This window comes from Paenibacillus sp. FSL M7-0656, assembly GCF_038003225.1.
Taxonomy (GTDB): Bacteria; Bacillota; Bacilli; order Paenibacillales; family Paenibacillaceae; genus Paenibacillus; species Paenibacillus amylolyticus.
The window spans coordinates 2,490,808-2,511,549 of sequence record NZ_JBBOOT010000001.1 but is presented as its reverse complement, the minus strand read 5'-3'; the positions used below and the strand labels follow the sequence as shown (position 1 = coordinate 2,511,549).

22 protein-coding genes and 1 pseudogene are annotated in these 20,742 nt (G+C 47.6%); 8 read left to right on the top strand and 15 right to left on the bottom strand.

The window, feature by feature from the left end; all coding sequences use genetic code 11:
* The first annotated feature begins 32 nt into the window (after positions 1 to 32).
* The 3 genes from MHI01_RS11120 to MHI01_RS11110 all read left to right on the top strand — a co-directional run bounded on the left by MHI01_RS11120 (position 33) and on the right by MHI01_RS11110 (position 3,291).
* Entirely contained in the window at positions 33 to 773 is a 741-nt protein-coding gene (locus MHI01_RS11120) for a hypothetical protein (protein ID WP_101314087.1), read from the top strand.
* On the top strand, positions 767 to 2,635 hold the full coding sequence (locus MHI01_RS11115) for a transglycosylase domain-containing protein (RefSeq protein ID WP_340983140.1): 1,869 nt from the start codon (positions 767 to 769) through the stop codon (positions 2,633 to 2,635). The genes MHI01_RS11120 and MHI01_RS11115 overlap by 7 nt, the downstream gene beginning before the upstream one ends.
* A gap of 110 nt (positions 2,636 to 2,745) precedes the next feature.
* On the top strand, positions 2,746 to 3,291 hold the full coding sequence (locus tag MHI01_RS11110; RefSeq protein ID WP_340983139.1) for a DUF2569 domain-containing protein: 546 nt from the start codon (positions 2,746 to 2,748) through the stop codon (positions 3,289 to 3,291).
* Positions 3,292 to 3,429: 138 nt separating this feature from the next.
* Here the strand turns inward: MHI01_RS11110 and MHI01_RS11105 are convergent, their stop codons facing one another.
* From MHI01_RS11105 to MHI01_RS11040, 14 genes and pseudogenes are all read right to left on the bottom strand, one after another.
* A complete protein-coding gene (locus MHI01_RS11105; protein ID WP_036610676.1) occupies positions 3,430 to 3,888 on the bottom strand; it encodes a threonine/serine exporter family protein in 459 nt (152 codons plus the stop codon).
* Positions 3,889 to 3,906: 18 nt separating this feature from the next.
* Positions 3,907 to 4,668 carry a threonine/serine exporter family protein gene (locus MHI01_RS11100; RefSeq protein WP_036669533.1) on the bottom strand — a complete coding sequence of 254 codons (762 nt, stop codon included), beginning with the start codon at positions 4,666 to 4,668 and terminating at the stop codon, positions 3,907 to 3,909.
* A 235-nt stretch (positions 4,669 to 4,903) separates the two neighbouring features.
* Positions 4,904 to 5,209 (bottom strand): acetyl-CoA acetyltransferase, encoded by a 306-nt coding sequence (locus MHI01_RS11095; RefSeq protein WP_211084081.1) that lies wholly within the window; start codon positions 5,207 to 5,209, stop codon positions 4,904 to 4,906.
* A 64-nt stretch (positions 5,210 to 5,273) separates the two neighbouring features.
* Positions 5,274 to 6,317: a S66 family peptidase gene (locus tag MHI01_RS11090; protein WP_340983138.1), complete on the bottom strand. Its 1,044-nt coding sequence runs from the start codon at positions 6,315 to 6,317 to the stop codon at positions 5,274 to 5,276.
* Positions 6,318 to 6,428: 111 nt separating this feature from the next.
* Complete coding sequence (locus MHI01_RS11085; protein ID WP_339286098.1) at positions 6,429 to 7,748, bottom strand: DUF4179 domain-containing protein; 1,320 nt, start codon at positions 7,746 to 7,748, stop codon at positions 6,429 to 6,431.
* Complete coding sequence (locus tag MHI01_RS11080) at positions 7,745 to 8,260, bottom strand: sigma-70 family RNA polymerase sigma factor (RefSeq protein ID WP_340983137.1); 516 nt, start codon at positions 8,258 to 8,260, stop codon at positions 7,745 to 7,747. The genes MHI01_RS11085 and MHI01_RS11080 overlap by 4 nt, the downstream gene beginning before the upstream one ends.
* 437 nt (positions 8,261 to 8,697) lie before the next feature.
* The gene (locus MHI01_RS11075; protein ID WP_340983136.1) at positions 8,698 to 9,225 is read right to left on the bottom strand and encodes an ankyrin repeat domain-containing protein; all 528 of its coding nucleotides are present in this window, start codon (positions 9,223 to 9,225) and stop codon (positions 8,698 to 8,700) included.
* Between the two features lie 68 nt (positions 9,226 to 9,293).
* Positions 9,294 to 10,157: an AraC family transcriptional regulator gene (locus MHI01_RS11070; protein WP_340983135.1), complete on the bottom strand. Its 864-nt coding sequence runs from the start codon at positions 10,155 to 10,157 to the stop codon at positions 9,294 to 9,296.
* An 18-nt stretch (positions 10,158 to 10,175) separates the two neighbouring features.
* The gene (locus MHI01_RS11065; protein ID WP_036611088.1) at positions 10,176 to 10,628 is read right to left on the bottom strand and encodes an NUDIX domain-containing protein; all 453 of its coding nucleotides are present in this window, start codon (positions 10,626 to 10,628) and stop codon (positions 10,176 to 10,178) included.
* Between the two features lie 159 nt (positions 10,629 to 10,787).
* A pseudogene (locus MHI01_RS11060) lies at positions 10,788 to 11,276 on the bottom strand (GNAT family N-acetyltransferase); the annotation flags it as partial.
* Between the two features lie 148 nt (positions 11,277 to 11,424).
* A complete protein-coding gene (flgB, locus tag MHI01_RS11055; RefSeq protein WP_036610664.1) occupies positions 11,425 to 11,835 on the bottom strand; it encodes a flagellar basal body rod protein FlgB in 411 nt (136 codons plus the stop codon).
* Positions 11,836 to 12,018: 183 nt separating this feature from the next.
* Positions 12,019 to 12,834 (bottom strand): adenosylmethionine decarboxylase, encoded by an 816-nt coding sequence (speD, locus tag MHI01_RS11050; RefSeq protein ID WP_036610662.1) that lies wholly within the window; start codon positions 12,832 to 12,834, stop codon positions 12,019 to 12,021.
* 139 nt (positions 12,835 to 12,973) lie between these two features.
* Complete coding sequence (locus tag MHI01_RS11045; protein WP_105597766.1) at positions 12,974 to 13,552, bottom strand: DUF1273 domain-containing protein; 579 nt, start codon at positions 13,550 to 13,552, stop codon at positions 12,974 to 12,976.
* Between the two features lie 72 nt (positions 13,553 to 13,624).
* Positions 13,625 to 14,773 (bottom strand): RluA family pseudouridine synthase, encoded by a 1,149-nt coding sequence (locus tag MHI01_RS11040; protein ID WP_340983134.1) that lies wholly within the window; start codon positions 14,771 to 14,773, stop codon positions 13,625 to 13,627.
* Between the two features lie 189 nt (positions 14,774 to 14,962).
* On the opposite strand from MHI01_RS11040, the gene MHI01_RS11035 reads away from it, so the two are divergent.
* Positions 14,963 to 15,370 carry a hypothetical protein gene (locus MHI01_RS11035; protein WP_127544097.1) on the top strand — a complete coding sequence of 136 codons (408 nt, stop codon included), beginning with the start codon at positions 14,963 to 14,965 and terminating at the stop codon, positions 15,368 to 15,370.
* A gap of 217 nt (positions 15,371 to 15,587) precedes the next feature.
* Here MHI01_RS11035 and MHI01_RS11030 read toward each other — a convergent pair whose 3' ends face one another.
* Positions 15,588 to 16,298 (bottom strand): GT-D fold domain-containing glycosyltransferase, encoded by a 711-nt coding sequence (locus MHI01_RS11030; RefSeq protein WP_036669298.1) that lies wholly within the window; start codon positions 16,296 to 16,298, stop codon positions 15,588 to 15,590.
* A gap of 311 nt (positions 16,299 to 16,609) precedes the next feature.
* Between MHI01_RS11030 and MHI01_RS11025 the strand changes: the two genes are divergently transcribed.
* From MHI01_RS11025 to MHI01_RS11010, 4 genes are all read left to right on the top strand, one after another.
* The gene (locus tag MHI01_RS11025) at positions 16,610 to 17,299 is read left to right on the top strand and encodes a glycosyltransferase (RefSeq protein ID WP_340983133.1); all 690 of its coding nucleotides are present in this window, start codon (positions 16,610 to 16,612) and stop codon (positions 17,297 to 17,299) included.
* A gap of 18 nt (positions 17,300 to 17,317) precedes the next feature.
* Entirely contained in the window at positions 17,318 to 18,307 is a 990-nt protein-coding gene (locus tag MHI01_RS11020; RefSeq protein WP_340983132.1) for an SDR family NAD(P)-dependent oxidoreductase, read from the top strand.
* A gap of 75 nt (positions 18,308 to 18,382) precedes the next feature.
* Positions 18,383 to 19,786, top strand: coding sequence for a nucleotide sugar dehydrogenase (locus tag MHI01_RS11015; protein ID WP_340983131.1), 1,404 nt, complete (start codon positions 18,383 to 18,385; stop codon positions 19,784 to 19,786).
* Positions 19,773 to 20,519: a class I SAM-dependent methyltransferase gene (locus MHI01_RS11010; RefSeq protein ID WP_340983130.1), complete on the top strand. Its 747-nt coding sequence runs from the start codon at positions 19,773 to 19,775 to the stop codon at positions 20,517 to 20,519. Before MHI01_RS11015 ends, MHI01_RS11010 begins: the two co-directional genes overlap by 14 nt.
* Positions 20,520 to 20,742: the final 223 nt, after the last annotated feature.

Sequence of the window (20,742 nt, the reverse complement as noted above, 5' to 3'; positions counted from 1 at the left end):
ACCATATTATTGTATAGAGGAGAATACCGAATATGAAGTCTCAATTTAGTACAGTAAGACTAAGATACATATACATTGGAGGAGCAAGCGCGTTACTGAGCGCAGCGCTCCTTTTTGTCGTTTATCACGTGCTACGGTTTGCCCACAATCACATCCTTCCAGATGCAGCATGGATAACGCGTATGATGAACTGGGGAATCAATCATATCGGAACAAAGCCGCTCTTTATCTTCATTGGAGGAGCCATGTTTGCGATCTTTTTCTGGATTCGATCCCAGAAGATTGCGGAAGATCTCAGTCAACTTGCACGCGGAACAGCCGAACTTGCATTGGGCCACAATCCTGGAAGAATTGATGTTCTAAGTGGTGGTGAACTACGACAAATTGCTGCCAATCTGAATGTAATTACGTTTCTCCTGCATGAGGAAGGGCTGAGCAGATCAGAACCGAAACATGAGAGAAGAGAGGTAGAGGGAGCGTCTATTCAGCATGAGCAACCCGGCCTTCAGCAACATAATGAAGAAGACAAGGAGAACACTCAAACTATTTCTACACAGGTTGACCTACCGATAAAACTTACTCTCTACGGTATTCAATCTTCTCTGGATGAGATTATCCAAGGGCGGTGTCAGGACGAGATGGAAGTTCAGCATTGGGTCAAGTTGGCGTATGAACAGACATTGCTGCTTCATCATGCTCTGGAGATTACACAACGAGATAGACAGGAACACGAAGTTTCAATTGAACGGGTACACAAGGAGCCTGAATGTTGAAACACGTGAGCAAGCGATGGATGTATTACGTTTTTGATGCCGCAGTGGTTGTAGTTTTGATATTGACCCTTTTCTATCTCTATCTGATTACTTATGGCGAAGGAATGCTTCGCAATCGTCCAGAGGCCATGCAGGTGGCTTCTTCAACCATTATTACGAATGCAGAGGGGACCGAAATTTCGAGGTTGCATACGCAGACCAAAGGGTATTCCGAATATGCTGAACTGAACGCTATGCCAGATTTATTAAAGATGGCTTTTTTGGCTACAGAAGATCGACGTTTCTACAACCATGATGGACTGGATTTCATCGGACTTGGCAGAGCCATTATGCAAGACATCTTACATATGAATCTGAGTCAGGGAGGAAGCTCCATTACGCAGCAACTGGCAAGAAATCTGTATTTGAATGGGGATAAAACGTTGAGTCGAAAGGTGAATGAGATATCGATTGCGATGGCCCTGGAGAAGAAGTATAGCAAGGATGAAATTCTGGAAATGTATCTGAATCAGATCTACATGGGACGCCAGCAGTATGGTGTAAAAGCGGCAGCCTGGCGGTATTTCGGAATTAAGGATATGCACCAATTGAAACTATGGCAGATTGCTACATTAGCTGGAATGCCCAAAGGTCCATCCATATACAATCCAGTAGATCATCCTGAACTTTCCAAACAAAGACGTACCGTTATCCTTGGACTAATGCATGAACAGGGGCTAATTACACGAAAGCAGATGCTCCAAGCCCGTGACGTCAATTTCACGCGGCCTGAAACCGTATTGTATGCAACAACTTCACCAGGCTTGAGCGAGCCCGCATATGTGTCTGCCGTGGATGCTGTGATGCAGGAGGCTTCTCGGCTCACAGGTAAAAGTGAAGCAGAGATTCAATCGGCAGGTTGGGTCATTCAAACTGGGCTAGACGAACAGGCACAACTGGCGATGGAAGAAACATTTGCAGACGCTACCCGATTCCCTGATGATCGCCAAGACGAGCAGGTCCAGGCAAGTATGGTTATTATCGACCAGCATAACGGTGAAGTGAAAGCGATGATGGGTGGACGTAATCCCTTAAAAGGGGGCATCAACCGGGCTATTATGGATGCACGGCAGCCAGGTTCTTCTTTTAAACCGATTATTGCATATGGTCCTGCGTTGGAGTCGGGGAAGTTCAAGCCAGAGAGTATACTACCGGATAAACGCATGCAATATGGCAGCTATCAACCTTCCAATCTCGGTGGGCGTTACAGTGGTTCAATTGCCATGTCCCAAGCCTTGCAAAAGTCTATCAATGCCCCAGCCGTATGGCTGCTTCATGAGACCGGACTGAACGATGCACATCAATTTGCAGCACGGCTCGGTATTGAACTGGGGAAAGAAGATCTAAACCTCTCAATTGCCTTGGGAGGTGTGCATCAGGGAGTGTCGCCAATGAAGATGGCGCAGGCCTATACGGTGTTTGCGAATCATGGCCAATTGAATACAGCCCATCTGATACGCGAGATTACAGATTCACAAGGACGGACTATATTTGCTCATAAGTCGGAAAACAAGCAGGTAATCTCCTCCAGTACGGCGAATGCCATGACCAGAATGCTGCAAAATGTAGTCAGTCAGGGAACAGGAAGCCGGGCACAACTCGGTCAGCACAAGGTAGCAGGGAAAACGGGAACAACACAGGCTGCATTACCTGGTGTGGGAAGAGAGGCCAATCGGGATCTATGGTTTGTGGGCTATACGAGCAACTGGACTGTGGCGGTCTGGATGGGATTTGATCATACGGATGCAAAACATTATATGAAGTCAGGAAGTGGTGTTGCAGCGGAGTTGTTCGCAACAGTGATGAGACGTGCTACCCAATAGAATGCAAGAGAGAGACCTTAGTCCAGATGGTTCTTTCCTTCTCTTGGATAACACAGAATATAGCTTCTAATGTATAATATGTGTCTTATCTATCGTAAACGGAGGCTGAAATGAACTATAAATATAGGAACTCGGAACTGGATACAAGCTCGCTGCAGCCTAAAAGTGGTATTAGACCGGAACGGCCTGGCATCTCCGGATTAGGCGGATGGCTTATATTAATTCAGATTGGCCTGTGGGTCACACTGGTGCTTCTTATTGCGGATATGTCGCAGGTAAATGTCATTATGGATCCGGTGAGATGGGAGGGTGTCCGTGGTGTTGATCCGGAACTTTATACTGAAGGGATACGCCCGCTCCTTTGGTTCGGGGTCATAAGCAGCGTCATTTTACTAATAATTGTTATCGTGAATCTCGTACTGCTGTATAAGAAAAAAAGGCAATTTCCGCGCATGATGATTATTCTGTACATTGCAAATGTATTGATTGGAATCGTGACATGGATCTTGATCGCACGAATTGAGATTCCGAGAGAGCAACATGTGCTCGATCCAACATCAGCATTTAATTTGACGATACGATCCATTCTGACATGTTGTATCTTTATCCCGTATTTTCTAAAGTCGGTACGTGTGAAAAATACGTTTGTGAAGTAAATAGACTTCTTTGATTGTCTCACTGCACTATGCACTATAGTGCTCTATAGGATAGCGATACGTAAGGCCCGTAGGTATACAAGATTTTATCCTGTATGCTAACGGGCCTTACGTGTGCTGAATATGTGAAAAGAACGATTATTTCGATGATGATTTTGCCCGAAGTGAGGCGGGAATTCGGCGTATCATCTGGTTTAATACCTCGGATAACACAAGGCCTACGGCAATAGCGCCGGATAACATGAGTGCCTTGGCGGCCATCTCCATAGCGGCACTGTAGTCATTTTGCACAAAACTTCGCATTGCATTATACGCCAGTCCACCAGGAACGAGAGGAATGATGCCTGCGACGCTGAAGATGATGACGGGTGCGCGAAACATGCGAGAGAATACCTGGCTGATGACACCTACGGCTATGGTCGCTGCAAGTGTAGCAGGAACCGCATCCGCTGCATATTCAAGCACGATATAGATAATCCAGCCGATCATGCCGACAAATCCACCGTGGAGCAGCATGCGCCGTGGTGCGTTGAAGATGATCCCAAACGCGGCTGAGGCGACAAAACTGGTCAAGGCTTGTTCAATAAAATGGAGCATATCCTGCATTCCTCCGTCTTACATAAAAAGTGAAAATACAACTGCAATGCCTGTACCTATAGCAAAAGCAGTCAGAAATGCCTCGGCTCCCTTGGATAATCCGGAGACGAGATGTCCGGCCATCAGGTCGCGTACAGCATTGGTAATCAGCAACCCCGGAACCAGCGGCATAACCGAACCAATAATGATTTTGTCCCGTTCATGACCCACTCCCATATAGATCAGGAGAAAAGCGAGTAAGCCAATAACAAAGGATGCCGTAAGCTCGGCAAAGAATTTGACCCGCACCAACCGGTGAAAGGCAATAACGGCTGCATAACCTATACCCCCGCAGATTAGCGCCGGAAGAAAGTCGCTCCAGCCTCCGCCAAACATAATGGTAAAACAACCACTGGATAACGCTGCGGCCGTAAGCTGCACAGCCGTTGAATAGGAGGAGGGCTTTCCTTCGATCTGTATCAACAGATCATGGGCTTCCTGAGCGGATAGCTCACCTTGCCCGATGCGGCGGGAAACCGCATTCACCTCGGACACCTTGTCCAGATCCGTCGTACGTTCGGAGATACGAATGAGCTTGGCAGGTTCGGTTGCATCAACAGAGAAGAAGATGCCTGTCGGAACAACGTAACTGTGCGAATGGGGTAAGCCCAGCGCAGCTGCCATACGTTTCATCGTATCTTCCACACGGTAGGTTTCACCACCGCTTTGAAGCATGATTTTGCCTGCGAGCAGACAGATTGCAATCACGCGTGATTGTTCAGTAGGATTGCTGCCAATCATACCCGTCTCGGCTTGTGATACGGGTGATGAATCATGACGTATGTATTCCAACCGGATCAAGCTCCGTTTCATATGAGATATGGGGTGGTGCGACACCATTGTATCATATTTCACACGCTCGCAAGGAATCATACCGCACCATCGCCAAGACGATAAAAAAGCCTCGTTCCCAAGACTTGAAGATCTCAGGAGCGAAGCTTCTTGGTACAGGTTCGGATATAGAAGTACAATACCACTACATCAACAGTGTGATAACCAACAATTCATACAGCACAAGCGGCAAAATCGTTGGTCCAAACAAGGCGCGCGGTTCAGGATATCCATGCATCGGGGTAACCTGGAGATACAAAATCCCCCGGTCTGCACTGATGATGACACCTTCCCACACTTGCCCATCGATATTCTGGACTTGTACCTTCTTGCCTACATGCTGCCGGGCTGTATGATGAAGCATATTCCGCACACTTTGCACGGATTGAAGCGTCGGTTGATTGGCTTGATACACGACACGCGTGGATGGCGTGGATGTGGATTCAGACATGATGCACAACCCTTCCTCAAAATAAGTTCTTACTTCAAGGTATGCATCTGCCTATAAAAGGTGATTACACAAACGCCATCTCAAGGCTCCCGCGTCCATTTTCATAAGCGACTTTGCCTAATGCTCCATTCACAAAGGTGAGCTGGGGTGGAACATGGCCGAGATCCACATCGTACAGTACAGGGACATCCAGATCCCCAAGTGCAGAGGATAGGGCATCGGTGAAATTAAAATCCGCTGTATCGGAATAACCCGCAGGTCGGCCCAACATGAAACCTTTCACGCCAGCAAACCAGCCGGCCTGTCTCATCTGCCACAGATGACGGTAGATATCCCCCGCATTCATTTCACAGCTTTCCAGATACCAGATCGTTCCTTCATCTGCACAGTACTGATCCAGATACGATTGGACGGGTGCATACGGCGTACCAATCAGACTAGTGATCGTATCCATACAGCCACCGATCAGCCGACCGGAGAACGACACTGCGGTATCTGCATCTTCCGAGTGGCCGAGCTGTTTCCAGCGCGAAGGTGTATCCAGGTTAAATCCAGGAGATTCCGGTTTCCATGCCGATTGATAATGTGTGGAAGACGATTGTGTGATCTGTCCGCCGTATTTGGTCTGTAACACATCAATCCAGCGCGCAGTCACGGGATCGAGGGCGTTTGATCTTAGATCAACATAATTGGTGCCATGTGCGGATGCTGTTCCAGTGATCAGGGTATAGGCGAACAGGAACGTACTGATATCCGAATATCCCATGACCCATTTGGGCGGTAATGTTTTCAAAGCTTCCCAATCCAGCAGGGGGAGGATATCCATCAGAAATTCCCCGCCCCATGGAGGGATAATGGCTTGAATATTTGGATTGCGGAAAAACTCATTCATCTCTTCGGCGCGTTCCTCTTTGGAGGCACTCACACATTTGGTGTTGTGGCGGAGCGATGGGCTTTCCAGCACGCCAAAACCAAGGCGCTCCATATTACGTTTGCTCTCCTCAAGATAATGGTGCAGGGATTCGCCAACACCGCTGGAGGGGGCTGCCACACCGATCATGTCCCCTTGCGCGAGTGGTTGCGGATAACGGATAGAACGATTATTCATTGTGGAAACACCCTTTCCTGTAAACATATCGATTTAATGTAGTTGTTTAATATTTTCATTATAGTGCATGAATACGTCGTGTGGCTTGCAATTATGGCGGTTACATTTTCTTTAGGGAGTCACAGGAATTTTAATAGAGAACGGTGCACGAATTTGATCAGGGTAAGAGAATATTTCCATTGTCAGATTTCCTTTGGCTGCGGCTCCATTTTTAATGACAACTCTTGCTTCAAAGACGGAAGGGCTCCAGCCTACTTCATTAATGTCGAAAGGGTTCCCTTTACTGTCCTCAATATTGGTAAATGATAGCCCCGAAGTAGCATTTTGAGCATCTGCAATTGAAAACTCGAGGATCAGATTTTTGCCCTGGACCGTGCTTTTCAGCAATTTTAAACTGGATGGGCCACCTTGTATTTCACCTGAAGAGGGATCGATGCTGATAACCAGTTCTTCCTTATCCACTGCTGAAAGGCCAGACCCTTGCAGAGTCAGTTTTTTCGGAGTGGAGAAGTACATGCTTTCGAAAAAGACGGAACTTCCAGAGCCTGAGATAGAAGATGAATCTGTTCGCCATGCTCGGCCTTGCTCATCTACCAAGTGCAGATCACGAATGTTAAAGATTGTTTTGGTATTGTTCCGATCATATTCGATATCAAGTACAAGACGAGTGGGATACAGAATGGCCTGTTTCACATGGATACGCTGCCCGTCCACGGTCATTGTTTGGTTTACGGGAATGATTTTTTTCATGCCTTTTGTTAAGCTGTGATCCACGGGAAAGGTGACCTTCCACTTATTATTCGGTTCCTTACCTCGTTCCTTAAATACAACGGTCAGCTCTTGTGGAGGTAAAGATTCTATGAATGAGATATCGATTTTATCCTCATAAATTCCACTTTCTGAAGCTGGATTTAGAGAGGAATAGCTAAACGCAACAGGTAACTTTTTACCGTTCTCATCCAGCAAATCAATGTCATAGTTGAATTTCTTGGGATCTTTCATACCTTTCATCGTGTAAAAAATAACCATACGTGACTCGTCTGTGATAATGCCTTCAACGGTCAAGGAAGTACCATCATGCTCGTCGGTGACACCGACCTGCTGTAAGAGGGACTTATCGATGGCCATCATTAATCCTTTGTCCTGGCGAATCATACTCACAATGCCCTCCATTCCGGGCAATTGCTCCACGAAGGATGCAAAAGCGGGAGAGACACGGATACATCCGGTAAACAGCAGGATGAAGGCCGCTGCCGAGATGGAACTCATGTACCAGCGCAGCCGGGACTTTCGCTTACGGGCAGCCTGGCGGATTCCGGACTGCACAGCCTGATAGGCGGCGGAATCGGGCACAGGCATGGTTTCGTACTCCGTCTTTCGAGCATTCAGACGTTCTTCCAATGTGTCGAATGAGTTTTGTTCATCCGTCATGAGGATACATCTCCCTTCGTTTCAAGTTGATCACGGAGCTGTCCGAGTGCCCGATGTAATCGGGATTTTACGGTTCCGGTCGGGATTTCGAGAATATCGGCAACTTCAGTTAAGGAGAAACCTTCGAAATAACTCAGGATAATAATCTGTTTGCAATCCCGGTCAAGGGTGGATACGGCCGCAGCAAGATCGGGGTCCGCAGGACGATCCCAGCTGCTGGATTCATGAATCTCGGTGACGGGACTGAACCGACTTTTGCGTTTGCGTTCGTCCGCACAGTAGTTGAGCAGAATGCGGATGAGCCAAGTGCCGAAGTAGGATGGTTCCTTTAATTTTTTGAGTTTACGGAACGCCCTGAACGTTGATTCCTGAATCGCTTCGAGCGCATCACCTTCGTTGTGCAGGTAGGCATAGGCGATACGGTACAGTTGGCTCTGATGTAATTCCATTAAGGATGCAAAAGCCTCGGCATCCCCTTTTTGTGCGGCGATGGTGAGCTGAAGAGGGGTCACATGGCTCCTCCTTTCATGGATATGTTGAGTATTAGACCGTGCAAAGCTTCAAACGGTTCTTGTTTTCTAAAAAAATATAATGTATCGGGATTTCTATAGAAGTTGAACGAAGTATTTACATGAGAACGTAGAGGACAGAAATAACGTGAAGAAGCGGAGCTAAAAGCTTTCTGAAAGAAAGCTCCTTCGGAAGCATACACTTCGCCTTTATCGCCAGATTTTCACCTTTGTAAAAGTGAATTAAAAAAATCTGGGGATAACAGCGATCGGAGGGTTGTTCTGTCATCGGAGTGGCAAGTGTAAATATTCTTTAGCTCAACTTATATAGCCTCTCGATAGAGGTATGTAATCGAACAACAAATAACCGTCAGACCTTCTCTTTGTACTCCAAAAAGAGTCCTGACGGTTATTCGCGTATTACTCACGTTATCTAATCATTATTGCTGATGCGCTGTAACGGCTGCTCGCAGACATGAAGCTGTAGACGTGTTACCACTTTCAAGTGAAATCTCTAGTGCGGTCTGGCCTGCTGAGTTTAGCGCGTTTGGATCAGCTCCATGCTGAAGTAACATCTCGATAAGTTCGATCTGATCCGTATGAAATGCTGCCGAGTGCAACGCATATTGTCCATCGCTGTCCAGAATATTCGTGGATGCCCCATGTTCGAGTAAAAGTTGGATAACTTCTGGTGAACGTTCTCCGGCAAGTGCGGCATGCAGTGCAGTATTGGACGGAATAAAGGAAATCTTGGAATGAGAAAGGGCGTTAACATCCGCTCCATGCTCCAGAAGAAGACGAACTACTCCTGCTTGTCCATAATGAGAGGCATATCCCAGCGGAGTTAACCCTTCCTGATTTTCAGTATTGGTGAGTTCCGGGTGAGAAGCGAGCAATAATTGCAGGTTGGCCACATCTCCAGACTGTGCAGCCTGAAATAGTTGATTCATCTGTTCTGCATGATTCATAAGGAATACCTCCATCTGATGAGATAATTTAATTATAGATGTTCCTCTTCAGAGGTTCTTCTTCATAATCACCTTTTTGCCCGCAGCTGGGAAGGAGAGCTATGGAAGCGTCTAGTGAATAATGAACTGAACGAACCGAGGCTTTCGAAGCCCACATCATAACAGATATTGGTGACAGACCTGTCCGAATCTAGCAAAAGCCCCTTCGCAGCCAATAGTCTACATTCAATCAGATAACGATGGGGTGAAGTACCAAACAACTTTTTATAACTGCGTAGAAAATGATTCACGGATAGTTGTGCAGCCGCTGCAGTCTGTTCTAGCGTTAACGGCTGATCATAGTAGGCGGAGATATACTCATGCCCGATATACACTCTTCGGTACAACTCTTCTCGGGTTGAACGTCTGATCATATCCAGTTCGTTGATCTCTTGCTGAACGTTACGGTGTAGATCCAGCATGTGAACAGCAAGCTGATGAAGCTGTTCCGCTATTGCCCAGGAATCTAGCTTGTATTGACTGTACAAATTCCGCAAATGATTCAGGGCTGCACCAAGCCGATTATCCATCGCGTATGTACGTTCTACCCACTCCATCTTGCTTGAGGGTGAATAACTACACGGCTCATCAAGTAGCCGAATATCACTGGTAATCAGATTCCGACCGATCTCTTCCACATAACCGGGAGGGAAGAAGATACAGAAGGATTCAACTGGAGTAGATGAATCAATGTGAAGACTATATTCCTGAGCCTCATTCAGAAGCAGATAGTTCTCATTATTGACTGCGAAGTGACCGCGTCCCGCTTCATAGAGCGTTTTTCCGTTACGGAATGTTTTCAGTGATAACGAGCCGCTGCCTTTCCAATCGAATTGGGAACTCGATTCATGCAGAATGAAGGGTACAGGTCGAGGAAGAGGAATCTCCAACACTTGCAAGCACCTCCAAGCTTAATTCTGGTTATACAGCTTCTTCACAGCTTCCAGCCCAGGCACGGCAAAGCAGGCGAGTGGAGAGGGCAGATCATTCAATGGGAACCAGCCGATCTCACCGATGGCTCCGCCTTCTTCCAGATTACGAGCATGACCGCCAATCACCTTGGTGGAATAGAGCACGGATATCCAATGTTCCTTCTGTTGTGGCTGGATCGTCTCCGCCGTGCAGAGCAGACTGTCAATGGCGATATCCAGATTCACTTCCTCCTTGATTTCACGGATGACGGCAGTCTCCAGTGATTCGTAGGGATCTACTTTCCCACCGGGAATACTCCAGGTGTGCTGCTCGGGCTGACGATTCCGCCAAGCGAGAAGCACTTCGCCCCGTTCATTCAGGATGACCGCACCTACGCCGATGCGAGGTGAAATTTCAGATTCACCTTTTGGAACAGAACTTAATTCCGACATTGACAGCGTAGCTTGTTCGTTCCCATTAGGTTGTGAAAAACCACCCGCTACCATATCCCCAGATTCAGGAGTACGAGTAGACTGGAATGACAAGGGAAGCCCAGCCTGTGCGGACCATTCTTCGGCAAGGATACTCATCGAGATCAGGTCGTAATGCATGCCATCCCGCAAAACTGCTGAACGCTGGCGACCCTCTTCCCGGAATCCGGCTTTTAGGTACGCACGTCTCGCGGCTTCATTGTATTCAATGACTTCCAGCGCAATCCGGTTTAGGTTCAATTCGTGGAAGCCATATCGAAGAATCAGAGCCAGAGCGTCGCTTCCGTAACCTTTACCTCGATCATTTTCTTCGCCGATACCAATGGCCAGACGAGCCGACCGATTGTTCCATTCAATTCGGTAGAGGGCTGTGAATCCAATGAATCGGTTACCCTCCAGTGTACGTAATGCAAATTCAAATCCGTTGTCTCGGCGGACAGACGAAGAACCCGTTTCATCCGGCGTTAACGGGATCGCGATATCGGTATCCATGTTGCGCAAATATTCATAATCATCTGTGAAGCGGGAGAGACGCATGCAATCTTCCGGGCATGGGGCCGCTAATCTGACTTTGGAACCTTGAAAACCATTTAAATGACGTGGAGACATGTTGCACCTCTTTTGTTCGATATGAAATCAATCGTTTCTCCCCATTATACTACGAACAGGAGAGGATACCGAAAAATGGCACCAAACGAGCTACACTCAGGGAAAAACAACAAAAAAAAGCAGCCATTTCGGGCTGCTTGTACATTCATTATTTCAGATCATTCAATAAATTCTTCATTTTTTTGTAATGTCCACTGACCCGATCAACCATGTAGTTATACATGAGCTGATTCTCCGAAAGATTCGCCATTTCCTTGTCAATGTCAACGTTATTGTTGTTATTGTTCATGGCTGTTTCGTTGTTCTCGACAATTCGGTACTGTACGATGGAAGAATTGGGATCACTGATAGGAAAGTGTTTGTCATGAGTCCGCTTCATGGCGAGCTGATCTGTTTTGCCATTTTCAACGATACGTCTCAACTCTTCCTGAAACTCTACCGTTTTCTTTTTGTAGTTAGGCGTGTCTGCATTGGCTATGTTGTTGGTAATGGCATTATGCTGTGCAGTAAGCGCTTGTAACAGTGATTCGTTACGTCTTGTCGTATTCGTTTCGATCACGGGCTCAGTCTCCTTCACTGTAGATTGTACAGTTACTTCTATAATAAGAAATTAAGTTGCACACTGTCAACATAACAAAGAAAAAGACAAGCACATGCCGGAGGTCCCCCGAAAAGAAGAACCCTGCCTTCATGAAATCTTATCTTAGAACTTGCCCTTATGGATCAGCGTTGAACAACCTCTTTAAGAGGGACGATTAATATTTTTGCCGTAATAGATCTCGTCCATCTCCAGCTTAAGCCACTCCGTGATCTCCTGTTGTTCCTTTTTGCTGAGCTTATCCTTGGTGTACCCAAACAGATAATTATCGAGATCAAATTCCCTCAGTTTACATTTGGTGTGAAAAATATTCTCCTGATAGACGTTCACGTCAATCATGTCAAAGCTGCTCTTGATCTCATCCGGAATATAATTCTGAATCGAGCCGATCTCATGGTCAATGAACAGCTTGCGTCCGCTCGTATCCCGCGTAAAACCACGCACCCTGTAATCCATCGTCATAATGTCCGTATCAAAGGAGTGGATCAGATAATTCAGCGCCTTAAGCGGTGAGATCTCACCGCAGGTGGAGACATCGATGTCCGCACGGAAGGTACTGATACCTTCACTAGGATGAAACTCAGGGTAGGTGTGCACAGTGATATGGCTTTTATCCAGCTGCATGACAACGTTATCGGGCAGAGGGCCGGGAGATTCATCGAGTGATTCTTCGGGGATCTCCACAATCGGACCTTCCGAGACAAGCATCGTAACACTCGCACCTTGAGGCACGTAATCCTGCTGGGCAACATTAAGAACGTGGGCTCCGATGATATCGGAGACGTTATTCAGAATTTTACTCAGCCGGGCGGCGTTATACTGTTCATCAATATATTCAATGTAAGCTTCGCGTTCGTCTTTGGTTTTGGTATAACAAATATCGTACATATTGAAACTCAACGACTTGGTCAGGTTGTTAAATCCATGCAGTTGAATGCGCTGCTCTGGCGTAATTGTCATGGCTGCAGTTCCCCTTATCCCATACGACATATCATCGCAGTTATAATACTACTTATACCCAACCTGCCTCGAAAAAAAACATATGTACGTCATTCGAAATGTTATGCACCTCTGACGAACTATACTGATACACAATGAATTAGAATGAAGAATCATCAAAGTCTATAACATCGTTCATGCGCTCATCCTCAGCTACAGATTGAATATCCTCTGAAGTGACACTGATGATTGTATAGTCCTCGTTTTGCTGTTTCTTCACGGCTTTTTCCTTCACAAAACGGGGACTGCCTTCTCCGGCATCTTCGTCATAGACGAGCAGAAGACCGTCGCTTTTACGCAGCAACAGGTCATCCCGTGCAGTGAACTGCCACGGCCCGATATAAGGTTGATTGCTAATTGCACCGTAATAGTCCACACCCGAGAGGATGGAACGGTAATACTCCTGCTTGTCTTCTTTCCATTGCTCTTCTGGGTTCTGAAAGGCAGTGATGATCGACAGTTTCAGATGTGGATACATCTTCTTTAGATCAATGACCACTTCGCAGGCCCACAGGTCCACACCGTATTGTCCCGGCGTCAGCACCCATTCCAGACCATCTTCGACAAGGGGAGTAAGACGGGAGGAGATGGCTTTTTTGATAAAAGGAATACCTTCATGTTTCTGTCCAAAAATCTGCAATTCATGTGCCCGGTAACCGGTGATCAACAGGTTTTTCAGTGTCCGTTCCTCCTTTCAGGTATGATCAATCGATCAGTGAATTTTCTATATATGCACACATTAGAGGTGCAGTTATTTCGCAGGTGGAGTTTCTGCACGGAACGGATACATGAATGGCTTCGGAATATCCGTTTCAAATGACATTAACTCATCCGTTGTGGGATGGATAAACGAGAGTATACGTGCATGAAGTCCAAGACGGCCAAGGTCTCTTGTGCGTGCACCATATTTTCTGTCACCGGCAATCGGATGTCCGAGATCTTCCATATGCACACGAATCTGATTTTTACGGCCTGTCTCCAGACGCACTTCCAGCAAGGAGAACTCACGGTTCGACTTCAGACGTTTGTAATGTGTGATGGCGTGTTGTCCATCATTCCGACGAGAGCTGGAATACATTTTCAGCGTTTTGGTTTCCTTCAACCAGGAAGAGATGGTGCCTTCTTCTTTGGCTACCGAACCTTCAACAAGGGCAACGTAGACGCGGTCCTGCACATTTTCTTTCCAGTTGTTTTGCAGCTTCTGCTGCACCTCTTCACTTTTGGCAAACATCATCACACCCGATGTATCCCGATCCAGACGATGGACAACAAAGATCCGGTTGAGCGGATTGGTGCGGCGCACATGCTCTGTCAGTTGGCGATAAGCCGTCAGGTCATCTGTCTTGTCAGCGGCAATGGACAATAGTCCAGCTTCCTTGCGGATCACAATGATATCATCGTCTTCATGCAAAATGTTAATTCCCGTCAAGGATGGAGCAGCGACTGCACCTTCTTTTCGAATGTAGACAATCTGACCTGGCGTCAGCGCTTCATTAAACTTGGTTACAACCTTCTGATCCACGGATACCTGTCCACGACCCAGAATGGACTTCACTGCGTTCCGTCCTGATTTCAAATGCTGCAACAGGAAGTTCAACAGTTCATCCGGTTCGGTCACTTTGTACTGGCGTGGTGGTTCCTGCTTGCGATAGTAGGAATTGCCTGGTCGTTTGGATGCGCTGGCATTTTTGGGTTTGTTGCCTCCAGCTTTCTTGGGTGCACCCGATGATTTCGCGGTTATTGGCTTCTTATTCTCCTCCGTATTACGTGATGCGGAAGCACCTGATGTTTTGGCAGATGAGAAGTTGGACTTGCCGGACCGTGCTGAAGATGAACCTGCATAAGATTTCCCTTTGGCCGAGGCCGATGTCTTGCTGGTTGGACGTTTGCGTTTATTCATGAATAGTAATCTCCTTCTGAACAGCCTGTACCGCTTGTGTGCATACGATCCGTTCATTTTCGTTATGCAGTTCAATATACCATTAACAGTCGACAAATAAAAATAGGTTCATGCAATCTGCTATACATCCAATCATAAGAGTAGTGAGATTCATAGGATAGGGTATCCCATAGCATTGGAGGTGTTATCATGGGCGTGTTTCTCGATATGAGAACTTCGATGAACTCGGCAACCGTAGGACAGCCCGCTTTGTCACTGTCAGATTCCCCGACAGCTTTTGGCACCATTGGTCTACAGACGCAGGGTGTGGTGAATCCCATTATTACGTTGAACGGGACAGTAGGTGTTACGGGGGAACTGGGAGATACCTTTGTTGTGGAGCTTGTGCGAGGTTTTTTATATGATCCTTTCTATATCATCTACCGTGCTGAAGGTACGATTGGACAGAACGGAGGTGCCGAATTCCACTCGTTCACAGCTCAGGATCTGTCTGCACCACCAGCATTGGAAAGTGTGTATACTTCGTTCATCTCGGGGGTGTCCACAGCAGTAAGAACCGGGCCGGAGATGTTATACGGTATTGCAGCCACCGGTTAGTAGTGAAAGGCGAAATATAACAGGCAGAGTGCTTCGTCATCACTTCTGTTGACGGCAGAGTTCGCTTCATACCCCAGATACGCAAGACAATGCAACGATAGGTTTCGACTAGCGCTCAGCAAGAAACCCCCGGCTCAAGAAGTCGGGGGTTTTTGCCGTACAAGCAACTGCACGTTTCAATACAAATCACGAAACTAAAGTTTGAAACTGTCCAGGATCAGTTGGCACGGCCTTTCAGAATGATGTTGTTGGCTTTGCCAAAGTCAATGGCCACTTTGCCTGCAAGTGCAGCTGTTCGCTCCGCAAGGATAACCGCGTTGACGCCACAGGAGAAGAGAGCGACATCGAAGGTATGTTGATTATTCTGAATCCAATGCAGCGTTTCATCCATTTGATCATAGCTGTCAAAGGGCAGGGCAGTCACAATGTTTAGATTATACGGATCACGTTCGAGCATGACACGCAGAGCCTCAATCTCACGAGTAACGAGTAACACACGCTTGCCTGCAAGCATCTGCCAGAAACGCGGGTTCTGCGCCAGTTCCCGATTAACACAGGCATGACAAGTCATCGGAGGAGAGATGCCAAAGTGTGCAAATACCATGTCGGTCAGGGGTCTTTTGAGATAATCGGGAGCATTAATGGTGCTGTCACCACGAGGAAGAATGCCCACGATATCGGCACGTTGCAAGGAAGCGGCGACTTCATCCCGTAGTTTCGGGTTGGGAAGACGAAGTCCCTTTTGCCCTAAGTTGGCTTTCTTAGCCCAACGCTCCTGAAGGACCTGTTCCGTGGGCCATACGGTTTCTTGAGACATGACGATATTCTCGCCATCACCGACTCTTACAAGAGACAGCGGTCGGTGTTCCAGAAGTGCCGCTTCGAGCTGATCAAGCACACCTTCCATTTCAAGATAGATCGAATTCATTTGATGGTTGCCTCCTTTGAAAATTGAACTGTTCTATTCTATGTTGCGAATACCGTAACGATATGTACGTTCGACCCAAAGGGCGCCATCTTCGGTTGTATATCAATCTATTTATATGAAAGTTAGTACATCTGTCGGTACCGCTTCTATCAACGTTTCATACGATATAGAGTGCTGGATTCACAAGCGATATGTGGCTTGTAAGCGATCAGATATATAGAAGATGATTTTCGTAGGAAGACGGCATCAAAACTATGAAAACAGTCTGTATCCGGTAAACGGAACTTGCAGCGTTCATGAGGAGGAATGTTATGTCCAGGAAAGTTGTGATTGAGATTAACTTTAACAATTATGGGATGGACCCGCAGCGATTAACGCGGGAATGGCTGGAGCGTCGGATGAGCATCTTCCGCACGTTCACATTGCATTGCCTGAAGGCGCAGACGAATCAGGATTTCCTCACAGTGGTGAAGTTGTCCAAGGAATCCGGGGAATTAATGCAGGAGATTCTGGCGGGTCAGGAGCCGCTTCCCTCCAATATTCGTTTTGGAACCAATATGGAGAGTGTGCGTGCCATTTTGGAGTTTGCCAAAGGTGCGGAGCAACTCTATATTGCCCGTCTGGATTCGGATGATTTATACCATAAAACCTTTGTTCAACAGCTCTACGATATTCAACCACAGCAGCAGACGATGGCATTGATTAACCAGAACGGATATCTGTGGGACAGTGTGAATAACGAGATGGCCCCAGCGTTTCACCGTTCTCCACAGTTCTATGTCTACTTATATAAGACAGCCGAATACGCAGCAGGATACCGGGTCAAGCTCCCGGGCAGAGGTACACATGGCAATGTCATTGAACTGCCGCACGAGCTGCTTGCTCCGCGCAATTATGTCAACATCGTGCATTCGAGCAATACTTCAACCAAAAAGGTACCGCCCAAAGACCGGTTAAGCCGGGATGAGATGGCACAGGTACTACGCGAATTCATGATCTGATCAGGGAGGGATTCATCCATGATTCAAGGACAAACGATTCTGATCACCGGAGGAACAGGCTCCTGGGGTCAAAAGCTGACTGAGGTGCTGCTGGAGCAGGACCCGGCTGAGATTCGCCTTCTGTCACGTAATGAATACGCCCAGATTGCGATGCAGCGAGAGTTCAACCATGATCCGCGTCTGCGATTCATCATTGGGGATATCCGCGATTATCGGGCAGTGGAAGATGCATGCAGAGGTGTGGATGTGCTCTTCCATCTGGCTGCGCTGAAGCATGTTCCGGTCTGCGAAGACCAGCCAGATGAAGCGTTCAAGACCAATGTAATCGGGACGCAGAATATTATTCGGGCTGCGATACGTATGCAGGTTGCCAAAGTCATCGATGTGTCCACCGATAAGGCAGTAGATCCGATTAACGTATATGGCATGACAAAGGCTTTGGGTGAAAAAATGATGATCCGTGCCAACTGGCTAAGTGAAGGTACCCGGTTTGTCTGCATCCGCGGGGGCAATGTGCTTGGAACCAGCGGCAGTGTTGTGCCCTTGTTCCGTCGTCAGATCGATGAAGGCAAAAGCCCGACCATTACGGATATAGGCATGACCCGTTTTTTCTTGACGCGTACTGAAGCTATACATTTACTGCTTAAGGCGGCTGAGGCAGCTGTGGGCGGAGAGACTTTTGTGATGAAAATGAAAGCTTGCAAGATGACGGAACTTGCATCCGTCATGTTGGAACAGGCAGGTCGTCCATCCTTCGATTATAAGGTGACGGGAATACGTCCAGGCGAGAAATTACATGAAGTGCTGATCTCGCCCTTTGAAGCGCCGCGTACGTACCAATACGATGCGCAGTATTATGTCATCCTGCCGGAGCACAAGGACAAGAGCCTGACGGATCAGTACAGCAGTCTGCCACGTGTGAACTTCTCCGAGTATCGCTCGGACAGTGCCATGATGAACAAACCAGCGATTGCCCGGTTTTTGCGTGCAGGTGGCTATATCGATTAGGGTGTGTCTCAAAACTCGTTCGGAGTTTTCAGACACACCCACCGAGGGGAGGCGGAGCGTTTGGAGGTGGTAGGAATGGAAGAAAATCATCAGCACAACCAGCACGAAGGAAATAAAGAGTTACAGCAACGTACCCCAATACAACATATTAATGACCGCTCCCTGAAAGCTGTTGTCATTGGTCTAGGCTATGTTGGTTTACCCATGGCTGTAGAGATAGCACAGGCCGGTTATCAAGTCCACGGGATTGACATCGATACTTCCAAGGTAGCCAAGCTGAACGCCGGGAATTCGTATGTCATAGGTATAGAAGATGATGTTGTGCAGTCGCTTATGCAGGCTGGATTATTCACGGCAAGCACCGATTATGCAGCGGTGGCACAGGCCAATGTCATTGTGATTTGTGTGCCCACCCCACTGACCGCCGAGCATCAACCGGATATCTCGTATATCTCGGCGGCGGTGGATGGCATGACTCCGTATTTGCAGGAAGGCAGCCTTGTTATATTGGAAAGTACGACCTATCCGGGCACAACGGAGGAACGCGTGAAACAACCGATTGAAGCGGCAAAAGGCTGGCGAGCCGGAGAACAGTTCTACGTCTGTTATTCTCCAGAGCGGGTAGATCCGGGCAGTGTACATTATGGTGTGAAAAATACCCCGAAAATCATTGGCGGCTCCACACCCGCTTGTCTGAATTATGGTAAACAGTTCTATGGCTCGTTCCTCAACGAAGTTGTTCCGGTTAGTTCAACAACGGTAGCGGAGACGGCAAAGCTGTTCGAAAATACATTTCGCAGTGTAAATATTGCACTGGTGAATGAGCTGACTCCAGCTTGTGAACAGATGGGGGTAAACATCTGGGAAGTACTGAATGCGGCGGCAACCAAGCCATTTGGTTATATGCCATTCTATCCCGGTCCCGGCATCGGAGGGCACTGTATCCCAATCGATCCGATCTATCTGTCCTGGGCTGCAAATCGTCAGGGATCGGAGCTGCAATTCATTCAGCTGGCGGATGCAACCAATCGGCAAATGCCAGAGAAAGTGGTGAAGCGTGCTACGGAGCTGCTGGAGCAGAATGGTGTATCTGTGCGGGGAGCACGTGTTGTACTGGCGGGTATGGCTTATAAAAAAGACATTGACGACTTGCGCGAATCGCCAGCATTGGACGTTTTTCGGCTACTGAGTGCAGCCGGCGCAGATGTGGTTTTCACCGATCCAATGGTGCCTGTCTTCCGCAAGGATGACGGTACAGTGCTTCAATCCCGGCCGGCTACGCCGGAATTGTGGACAGGAGCTGATCTGGTGATCATTACCACGGATCATTCGGCATTCGATTATCAGGAGATGGCAGATCATGCAAAGCTGATTTTTGATACACGCAATGCAACGGCTGGATGTTTCGGGGGAAATATTGTGGTGCTGGGTCAGCCGGTTCACCGAGTGAAAACGGGAGAAACCTATGGCGAATCATGATCGAGTGAGTGAACGCTACTATGGCGAGATTAATTCGGAGGATTCTCATGAAGCGACGAGAACGCGTATCCACTGGATGTGCCGTGAGGCGACAGGCAAACGCATCCTGGATGTCGGGTGCAGTCAGGGCATTACGTCCATTCTGCTGGCACGTGAAGGATTTCGTGTAACAGGGATTGATCTGGAAGAAGAAAGTGTCCGATATGCGCAAGCTGAGCTTGCCAAAGAATCCCGGCCGGTTAGAAATAATGTAGATTTTCGAATGCTGGATATTACGCAATGGAAAGTAAGGACTGCCTTTGATACTGTGCTGCTTGGAGAAGTGCTGGAGCATTTTGCTCATCCGGAGACGTTGTTGATCCAGATTTATCGGCTGTTACAAGAAGATGGGACGCTGGTGGTAACCGTGCCGTATGGGTATCACCCGTTCTATGACCACAAGCAGACCTTCTATGCGGGAAGCCTGGCGATGACCCTGATGCCGTATTTCGAAGTCATGAAACTCGAAGTTCATCATAAATATCTATGTTGCGTGGCCCGCAAACGGCGGAGTACACAACTGCATATGTCGCCAACTTTGGACCAACTGATGGAGTGGATGGCGCTGGATCATGTCCATTTTTCCGAGGTGGAACATAATCATCTACGCGTAATGAAACAGCGCAAGAAGGCACTGGACAGTGCGGTGGAGCAGGTGAAACGACTTCGCCATCAGGAGAGTGGGGAAGGGTAGCTATGAAGGTAGGGACAGGGACAGATACAGAGGCAGAGACAGCGGCAAGGGTAAGAGCAGGGTAGGAGCCAAAGCTAAGGACACTGCAAGTGTAAGGGCAGAACCAAAGGCAAGGGCAAACCCAAACCCAAACCCAAACCCAAACCCAAACCCAAACCCAAACCCAAACCCAAACCCAAACCCAAACCCAAACCCAAACCCAAACCCAAGGATAAGGACGCTG